At 68.0% G+C, this 7,742-nt stretch carries 10 protein-coding genes; 6 read left to right on the top strand and 4 right to left on the bottom strand.

Translation table 11 applies throughout. The features are described from left to right. The coding region (locus tag C5O18_RS04365) for a helix-turn-helix transcriptional regulator (RefSeq protein ID WP_146089204.1) at positions 1-454 on the top strand (454 nt) is incomplete at its 5' end. Positions 455-497: 43 nt separating this feature from the next. Here the strand turns inward: C5O18_RS04365 and C5O18_RS04360 are convergent. Continuing rightward, positions 498-986, bottom strand: a complete 489-nt coding sequence (locus tag C5O18_RS04360) for a YajQ family cyclic di-GMP-binding protein (protein WP_105191795.1) — start codon at positions 984-986, stop codon at positions 498-500. A 54-nt stretch (positions 987-1,040) separates the two neighbouring features. On the opposite strand from C5O18_RS04360, the gene C5O18_RS04355 reads away from it, so the two are divergent. From C5O18_RS04355 to C5O18_RS04340, 4 genes are read left to right on the top strand one after another with little or no spacing between them, the layout of a single operon-like run. Next, positions 1,041-1,583: a DUF4442 domain-containing protein gene (locus C5O18_RS04355; RefSeq protein ID WP_241146735.1), complete on the top strand. Its 543-nt coding sequence runs from the start codon at positions 1,041-1,043 to the stop codon at positions 1,581-1,583. Between the two features lies 1 nt (position 1,584). Beyond that, positions 1,585-2,232, top strand: coding sequence for an MBL fold metallo-hydrolase (locus C5O18_RS04350; RefSeq protein ID WP_105191791.1), 648 nt, complete (start codon positions 1,585-1,587; stop codon positions 2,230-2,232). 60 nt (positions 2,233-2,292) lie between these two features. Continuing rightward, positions 2,293-2,691, top strand: a complete 399-nt coding sequence (locus C5O18_RS04345; RefSeq protein WP_105191789.1) for a PA2779 family protein — start codon at positions 2,293-2,295, stop codon at positions 2,689-2,691. Further along, complete coding sequence (locus C5O18_RS04340; RefSeq protein WP_105191787.1) at positions 2,691-3,653, top strand: PA2778 family cysteine peptidase; 963 nt, start codon at positions 2,691-2,693, stop codon at positions 3,651-3,653. Before C5O18_RS04345 ends, C5O18_RS04340 begins: the two co-directional genes overlap by 1 nt. Positions 3,654-3,662: 9 nt before the next feature. On the opposite strand, the gene C5O18_RS04335 is transcribed toward C5O18_RS04340, so the two are convergent. After that, on the bottom strand, positions 3,663-4,154 hold the full coding sequence (locus C5O18_RS04335; protein WP_105191785.1) for a hypothetical protein: 492 nt from the start codon (positions 4,152-4,154) through the stop codon (positions 3,663-3,665). Between the two features lie 31 nt (positions 4,155-4,185). Further along, on the bottom strand, positions 4,186-5,217 hold the full coding sequence (lipA, locus tag C5O18_RS04330) for a lipoyl synthase (protein WP_105191797.1): 1,032 nt from the start codon (positions 5,215-5,217) through the stop codon (positions 4,186-4,188). Positions 5,218-5,372: 155 nt separating this feature from the next. Here lipA and sthA point away from each other — a divergent pair, with 155 nt between their 5' ends. Continuing rightward, a complete protein-coding gene (sthA, locus tag C5O18_RS04325) occupies positions 5,373-6,812 on the top strand; it encodes a Si-specific NAD(P)(+) transhydrogenase (protein WP_105191783.1) in 1,440 nt (479 codons plus the stop codon). Positions 6,813-6,906: 94 nt separating this feature from the next. On the opposite strand, the gene C5O18_RS04320 is transcribed toward sthA, so the two are convergent. After that, a partial coding sequence (locus tag C5O18_RS04320) for a bile acid:sodium symporter family protein (RefSeq protein ID WP_105191781.1) occupies positions 6,907-7,742 on the bottom strand: 836 nt, incomplete at its 5' end.

The following is a 7,742-nucleotide window of genomic DNA, read 5'->3' as shown; positions in this document are numbered from 1 at the left end:
CAACGGCCTGAACATTCCGCAGTCTCTGCTGGATGCGCCCATCGCCTCCGCCGATCCCGTGCAGCATGCACGCGCGCTGCAGGTGATCAACGAGCGCATGGACCAGCTCATGGCGCGCGGTTCCTTCGCCGACGCCGTGCGCCAGTACCTGAGCCGGCACGAAGGGCCGCTGCCGCGCATGACCGATGTCGCCGACGCCTTCAGCCTGTCCGTGCGCACCTTCCGCAATCGCCTGAGCCAGCAGGGCGAGACCTTCCAGGGCATCCTCGATGCCGAGCGCCAGCGCCAGGCCCGGCAGCTGCTGGCGGAAACCGCGTTGTCGGTGAAGGAGATCGCCTGGCAGCTGGGCTTCCGCGAAAGCTCGAATTTCTCGCGCGTGTTCAAGCGCTGGAGCGGACAGACGCCGCTGGACTTCCGCCAGTCATCGAAGCAGCCCGCGCGCCGGCGGCGCTGAGGGTGGCGGTGGCACCGGCCCGGTGCCACGCGCCTGCGGGCGCTCAGTCCTTGAAGTTGTTGAACTGCAGCGGCAGACCGAGCTGCTGCTGGCGCAGGAAGGCCATGACATCCTGCAGCGCGTCGCGCTTCTTGTCGGTCACGCGCACCTTGTCGCCCTGGATGCTGGCCTGCACCTTGTAGCCGTTCTCCTTGAGCAGCTTGACGATCTTCTTGGCGGTGTCGGAGTCGAGGCCATCCTTGAGCTTGATGACCTGGTGCACCAGCTTGCCGCTGGGCTCGATCTTCTGCGGATCCAGCACCTGCGGATCGACCTTGCGCTTGATCAGGTGGTTCTCGAGCATGGCGCGGGCCTGGTCGACCTGGAAGTCGGCCTCGGCGCTGAGCTTGATCTCCTTGTTCTTTTCGTTGAACTCGACCTTCACGTCGGCGCCGCGGAAATCGAAGCGCGTGGCGATTTCCTTGGTCGTGTTCTGGACCGCGTGGTTGACTTCGAAGGCTTCGAGTTCGGAGACGACATCGAATGACGGCATGGTAAATTGGCTCCCCGTGAAAACATGGTCGCTATCATACCCGAGGAGTACAGCATGCGAGCGAAGCTGATCAGGTGGTGGCTGAACCTGTACGGTCCCTTCATGGGCGCCGGCGTGCGCGTGGATCACATCAGCCCGGACTACCTGGCGGTGGATGTCTCCATGCGCATGCGGCCCTGGAACCGCAACGCGGTCGGCACGCATTTCGGCGGCAGCCTCTACAGCATGGTCGACCCGTTCTACATGCTCATGCTCATGCAGCGCCTGGGGCCCGACTACATCGTCTGGGACCAGGCCGCGCACATCGAGTTCGTCAGTCCGGGGCGGGGCACCGTGCGCGCCGCCTTCCGCCTGACCGAGGCGCAGGTCGACGCCATCCTCGCCGAGGCGGCCTCGGGGCTGGCGGTGCGGCCGGAGCTGCCGGTCGAGGTCGTCGGCGAGGATGGCGCTGTGGTGGCGCGCGTGCGCAAGCTGCTCTACGTGCGTCTGAAGCCGGCCCTGCGGCCGCCGGTGCCCAGTCCGGAGACACTTGCCGACCTGGTCCCGGATCAGGCCGGCGATCCCGGCGTCCCCCGCGATGCCGGAGAGGTGCGCTGACATGGCCCTGCGTTTCCGTGTCCTGCCGGTGACCGCTTTCGAGCAGAACTGCAGCCTGGTCTGGTGCGACAGCACCCGCGAGGCCGCGCTGATCGATGCCGGCGGTGATGTCGACCGTCTGCTGGCGGCAGTCGAGGCCGAGGGCGTGACCCTGACCCGGCTGCTGGTCACCCACGGCCACATCGATCACGCCGGCGCCGTGGCCGAGCTCGCCGACCGGCTGCACCTGCCCATAGAGGGGCCGCACCCGGACGACCTGTTCTGGATCTCGCGCCTGGGCGAGCAGGCCGGCATGTTCCGTTTTCCGCCCTCGCGGCCGTTCGAGCCCACTCGCTGGCTGTACCAGGGCAACGAGGTCGCCATCGGGGCCGAGACACTGCAGGTCAGGCACTGTCCGGGCCACACGCCGGGCCACGTGGTGTTCATTTCCGAGTCGGCCGGCGTCAGCTTCGTCGGCGATGTGCTGTTCGCCGGCTCCATCGGCCGCACGGACTTTCCGCTCGGCGATCACCAGACCCTGATCGATGCCATTCGCCGCGAGCTGTGGCCGCTGGACGATGACATGCGCTTCGTTCCAGGCCACGGTCCCATGTCAACCATCGGTCACGAGCGTCGTCACAATCCCTTTGTGGCCGACCGTCGCGGCTGAACCGTCCGGCTTCCGCCCGGTAGGCCGGGCGCGCCCATGACAATGGAATGGAGAAACAACATGAACAAGACCCTGCGTTCGGCCACCGCGGCCGTGCTCATGCTGACCACCAGCACCTGGAGCGTGGTGGCTGCCGCTGCCCCGGTGGCCCCCGAAGCCGCCCTGAGCGATGAAGTCGCGCTGGCCAGCGCTACCCAGGAGCGCGAACAGGTCGCCGCCTGGCTCCAGCGTGACGATGTGCGCCAGCAGATGACGCGCCTGGGCGTCAGTCCGGAGCAGGCCGGCGAGCGTGTCGCCGCGCTGTCGGACGCCGAGATCCGCGACCTGGCCGGCAAGCTCGACGAGGCGCCGGCCGCTGCCGGCTTCCTGGGCGCGGTGGCGCTGATCTTCCTGGTGCTGCTGGTCACCGACATCCTCGGTCTCACCAAGGTGTTCTCGTTCACCCGCTCCGTGCGCTGATGCCGGTGAACGTTCGCCGTCGCGGCCGCCTGCTGGCGGCCGCGCTCTCCGTCATCGTGCTGGCGGGCTGCATGACGCCGCAGGCGCTCGACCTGCGGGAACGGCCGCCACTGTCGCGGGAGCTGACAGAGGTTCCTTTCTTTCCGCAGCGCGAGTTCCAGTGCGGGCCGGCCACGCTGGCCATGGTCTCGACTTATCTCGGCAGTCCGGTGACGCCGGACGAGCTGGCGCCTTCGCTCTACACCCCGGGTCGTGAAGGCAGTCTGGCGGCCGAAATGATCGCGCGCGCGCGTCTGCGCGGCTTCATTCCGCAGCAGCTGCAGCCGGAGCTGCGTGCCCTGGCGCAGGCGCTGGCGGAGGGCAGCCCGGTCATCGTGCGGCAGAACAACGGCCTGTCCTGGCTGCCGGTCTGGCACTACGCCGTGGTGGTCGGGCTGGACGCGGAGCGCAGCGAGGTCGTGCTGCGCTCCGGCGAAACGGCACGCATGACCATGAGCTGGTCGGTGTTCGATCGAACCTGGGCGCGGGCCGATCGCTGGGCCATCCGCCTGCTGCCGGTCGACAGCGACTGGCCTGCCTCGGTGACGGCGGCCGATGTCTCGCGCCAGCTGCTTGCCATGGCACGGGTGGCACCCGGACTGGCGCAGCCGGGGCTGCATCGTGCCAGCCAGCGCTGGCCGTCGGAAACTGCGCTGTGGCTGTCACTGGCGGATGTCGGCGAGCGCCTGCAGGGGCTGGACGCGGCCGAATCGGCGCTGCGCGATGCCCTGCTGGTACAGCCGGAGCAGCCCTTGCTGCTCAACAACCTGGCGGATGTGCTGCTGCGTGGCGGCAGGCCGGACGAGGCGCTGCCGCTGGCGCGCCAGGCGCTGCGTGGTGCCGACCGCGCCGAGATCCGGGATACCCTGCGTGCCGTGGAGGCTGCGCTGGCACACCAGGGAGTGACGGCGCCGGAGGCCTGAGGCGGGTGCTCAGGTGCCGCTGCGCACCCGCAGCGGCAGGCCGGCTTGCCGGCTGCCGTCGATGAGCGCTTCCGGCCAGTCGGCGGGCTGGCCGCCAAGCTGAGGCCGCGGCACCGCGCTGCCTTCGGGGTGGTGGCTGATCTCGACTTCGCGGCCGCGCAGCACAGTGCCGCCGGTGTGCCGGCGCAGGAGGCAGCGCAGCAGCCAGTGGCGCACGGCGGCGCGGCCGTCTTCCAGTTGCACGACCCTGACCTCGAGGCCGTCGGCATGACTGCGGATGCTGAGGCTGGTCGCTGTCCGGTACTCCTGATCGACACGCACGAGGAAGTGGGGCTGGCCGAAGTGGCGCAGGCAGGCCAGCAGGAACGCCCACTGGCGCGCGCGGCCCTCGATGGGCCGGGCCGACTGCCAGGCCTGCCAGCCGATGTCGACGCGGGTGGCGGGCAGGGCGCCGCCGGGTTGTTCGACCAGCAGCGCGCCGAACAGGTCGCCCGTGCTCAACACCACGCTCCCGCGCCAGCCATGCCGCCGCTCAGCTGCATGCCGACTGTCCCAGGCCGGAGACATCGATGCCGGCGAACTGCAGGTCGGCGTGATAGCTGGAGCGCACCATGGGGCCGCTGGCGATGTTGCGGAAGCCGAGCCGCTGGCCGTGCTCGGCGTAGCGCCGGAATTCGTCCGGGTGCACGAAGCGGTCGACCGGCGCGTGCGTCTTCGACGGCTGCAGGTACTGGCCGATGGTGACCAGGTCCACATCGTGCGCCTTCAGGTCATCCAGCAGCGACATGACCTCTTCCTCGGTCTCGCCGATGCCGACCATGAGGCCGCACTTGGTGGCTATGTCCGGCCGCTCCTGCTTGAAGCGCTTGAGCAGGTTCAGCGAGTGCTGGTAGTCGGAACCGGGGCGGATGGCCTTGTACAGGCGCGGCACGGTCTCGATGTTGTGGTTGAAGACATCCGGCGGGCATTCGCTGATCAGGCGCAGGGCGATGTCCATGCGGCCGCGGAAGTCGGGCACGAGGATTTCCATCTTCGTGGCCGGGTTGAGCTTGCGCACCTCGGTGATGCAGTCGACGAAGTGCTGGGCGCCGCCGTCCTTGAGGTCGTCGCGGTCGACCGAGGTCACCACCACGTACTTCAGCTTCAGGTTGGCCACGGTCTCGGCCAGGTGCCGCGGCTCGTCGGCGTCGAGCGCGTTCGGGCGGCCGTGGGCGACGTCGCAGAACGGGCAGCGGCGGGTGCAGATGTCACCCATGATCATGAAGGTGGCGGTGCCGCCGCCGAAGCATTCGGCCAGGTTCGGGCAGGCGGCCTCTTCGCACACCGTGTGCAGCTTCTGCTCGCGCAGCAGGCCCTTGATGCGCTGCACCTCGCCGGGGTTCTTCACGCGCACGCGGATCCAGTCCGGCTTGCGCGGCAGCTCTTCGGTGGGGATGATCTTGACCGGAATGCGGGCCATCTTGTCGGCGCCGCGCAGCTTGACGCCGGTTTCGACACGGCGGGGCGGCTCGAAGCGCACGGGCTGGGACGGGCTGGGTATTGCGTCGCTCACTGGGTTGCTCATGGTGATGATCGTCAGGTCGGCCATGCCGGATGCTTTTGGCGCCGGCAGTGCCGCCAAGTGTAGCGCATAACGCCGCGCGGACGCGGTGCCGGTGCGCTGCCCGGCCGGATCTTTGGTCGAAAGCCCCGGACTTTGCTGTGGGAAAGTCTTACCCTATGCCAGACCCCCGGCTGCGGGCAACAGCGGCGCAACATGAACTGAGGAGCGTGCGGATGTCGCGTTACGATGTGGTGGTGATCGGAGCCGGGCCGGCGGGCGAGGGCGCGGCCATGAAACTGGTCAAGGAGGGGCGCCGGGTGGCCGTGGTCGATCAGCTCGGCGAGGTCGGCGGCAACTGCGCCCACGTCGGCACCATCCCGTCCAAGGCCTTGCGCCAGACCGTCTACAACCTCATGCGCTTCCGCCGCGACCCGCTGCTGTCGCGCACCGCCGAGATCCGCAGCGTGCCGCTGTCGCAGGTGCTGGCGCGGGCGCACAAGGTCATCGAGCTGCAGGTGGGCACGCACCACCGTTTCTTCGAGCGCAACGATGTCGACCTCTACTACGGCGAGGCGCGTTTCGAGGACGGCAACACGGTGTCGGTGCTGACCAGCGAGGGCGTCAGCGAGCGCATCGGCTTCGAGCACGCGGTGATCGCCACCGGCAGTCGCCCGTACCAGCCGAAAGACATCGACTTCACGCATCCGCGCGTGTTCGACAGCGACAAGATCCTCCAGCTCGATTACCCGGTACAGAAGCTGATCATCTACGGCGCCGGCGTGATCGGCTGCGAGTACGCATCGATCTTCGTCGGCCTCGGCTACAAGGTCGACCTCGTCAACACCCAGCCGCAGCTGCTGTCCTATCTGGATGACGAGATCGCCGACGCGCTCTCGCACTATCTGCGCGACCTCGGCGTGCTGATCCGCAACCAGGAGGAGTACGAGCGCGTCGAGACCTTCGACGACCACGTGGTGCTGCACCTGAAGTCGGGCAAGAAGATCAAGGGCGACGCCATCCTCTGGTGCAACGGCCGCGCCGGCAACACCGAGACGCTGGGGCTGGATGCGGTCGGCCTGCAGGCCAACAGCCGTGGCCAGATCGCCGTCGACGACCAGTACCGCACGGCGGTGCCGCACGTGTTCGCGGTGGGCGATGTCATCGGCCCGCCGGCGCTGGCTTCCGCCGCCTACGACCAGGGCCGCTGCGCTGCCGCGCACATCACCGGCAGCGCCGACGTGCCGCATGTCGACGACGTGCCGACCGGCATCTACACCATTCCCGAGATTTCCTGCCTGGGCAAGACCGAGAAACAGCTCACCGATGCCCGTGTGCCCTACGAGGTCGGCCAGGCCTTCTTCCGTCACCTGGCGCGCGCGCAGATCTCCGGTGACACCGTGGGCATGCTGAAGATACTGTTTCATCGCGAGACCCGTGAAATCCTCGGCATCCACTGTTTCGGCAACAATGCGGCGGAGATCGTGCACATCGGCCAGGCGGTGATGAACCTGCCGGGCAACTCCATCGACTACTTCGCCAACACCACCTTCAACTACCCCACCATGGCCGAGGCCTACCGAGTGGCGGCGCTGAACGGCCTGAACCGCCTGTTCTGATCTGCTGAGTGGCTGATGGGGAAGAGGGATTGGAAAACACGCTGCGCTACAGTTTTCCAATCCCTCTTCCCCGCCCTCGGCAGACCACAGCCGGTTACGTGTTGCGGCTGTGCATCCACTTCGCGAAGGCGCCGGCGGTGAAGAACATGAACACGTTGTAGACCGCCGCCGGGATGATCATGGCCGGCGCCACCATGGCCGCCACGGCCATGGCCAGCGTGGTGTTGTGCACGCCCAGCTCGATGCTGATGGCGGTCGACTGCGGGCCGTTCAGGCCGGCCAGGCGGGAGATGCCGAAGCTCACCGTCATGGCCAGCAGGTTGAGGCAGAGCACGGCCAGACCCACGGTCTCCAGGTTGCCGAAGATGTGCTCGTGTTCGGACCAGAGCGCGGCGAACACCACGAACAGGAAGAACACCATGGCGACGCGCTTGGCGCGCGGCTCGTTGCGCACCGACCAGGCTGCCGCCTTCGCGCGCACCAGCATGCCCAGCAGCAGCGGTACCAGCGTGATGAGCATGATCTTGGCGACGATGGCGCCCATCTGCAGTTCGTAGCGGGTTTCGCCGGCCATGAACCAGGCGGTCGCCAGCCCGAGCACCAGCGGCACGGTGAATACGGCGGCCAGGCTGCTGATGGCGGTCATGGTCACCGACAGGGCGGTGTCGCCGCGCGCCAGGTGGGTGAGCATGTTGGCGGTGGTGCCGCCCGGCGAGGCGCCCAGCAGCATCATGCCGACGGCGAGTTCGGGCGGCATGTCGAAGGCGACGGCGAGCAGGAAGGCGAGCAGCGGCGAGATCAGCAGCAGGTTGCCCAGGCCGATGGCGACGCCACGGGGAAATTCGGCGATGCGCCGGAAGTCGGCGATGGTCAGCGCCATGCCGAGGCTGAACATGATGATGAACAGGGACACCGGCAGCATGACGGTAA

This window comes from Amnimonas aquatica (assembly GCF_002943415.1).
GTDB lineage: Bacteria > Pseudomonadota > Gammaproteobacteria > Pseudomonadales > Moraxellaceae > Perlucidibaca > Perlucidibaca aquatica_A.
The sequence above is the reverse complement of the archived record's forward strand: the minus strand, read 5'-3'. Positions and strand labels throughout refer to the sequence as shown.

Excerpts from the sequence above, each read along its gene's own strand:
- C5O18_RS04360 (WP_105191795.1), bottom strand. The coding sequence starts at position 986 with ATGCCGTCATTCGATGTCGTCTCCGAACTCGAAGCCTTCGAAGTCAAC.
- C5O18_RS04355 (WP_241146735.1), top strand. The coding sequence starts at position 1,041 with ATGCGAGCGAAGCTGATCAGGTGGTGGCTGAACCTGTACGGTCCCTTC.
- C5O18_RS04350 (WP_105191791.1), top strand. The coding sequence starts at position 1,585 with ATGGCCCTGCGTTTCCGTGTCCTGCCGGTGACCGCTTTCGAGCAGAAC.
- C5O18_RS04345 (WP_105191789.1), top strand. The coding sequence starts at position 2,293 with ATGAACAAGACCCTGCGTTCGGCCACCGCGGCCGTGCTCATGCTGACC.
- C5O18_RS04340 (WP_105191787.1), top strand. The coding sequence starts at position 2,691 with ATGCCGGTGAACGTTCGCCGTCGCGGCCGCCTGCTGGCGGCCGCGCTC.
- lipA (WP_105191797.1), bottom strand. The coding sequence starts at position 5,217 with ATGAGCAACCCAGTGAGCGACGCAATACCCAGCCCGTCCCAGCCCGTG.
- sthA (WP_105191783.1), top strand. The coding sequence starts at position 5,373 with ATGCCAGACCCCCGGCTGCGGGCAACAGCGGCGCAACATGAACTGAGG.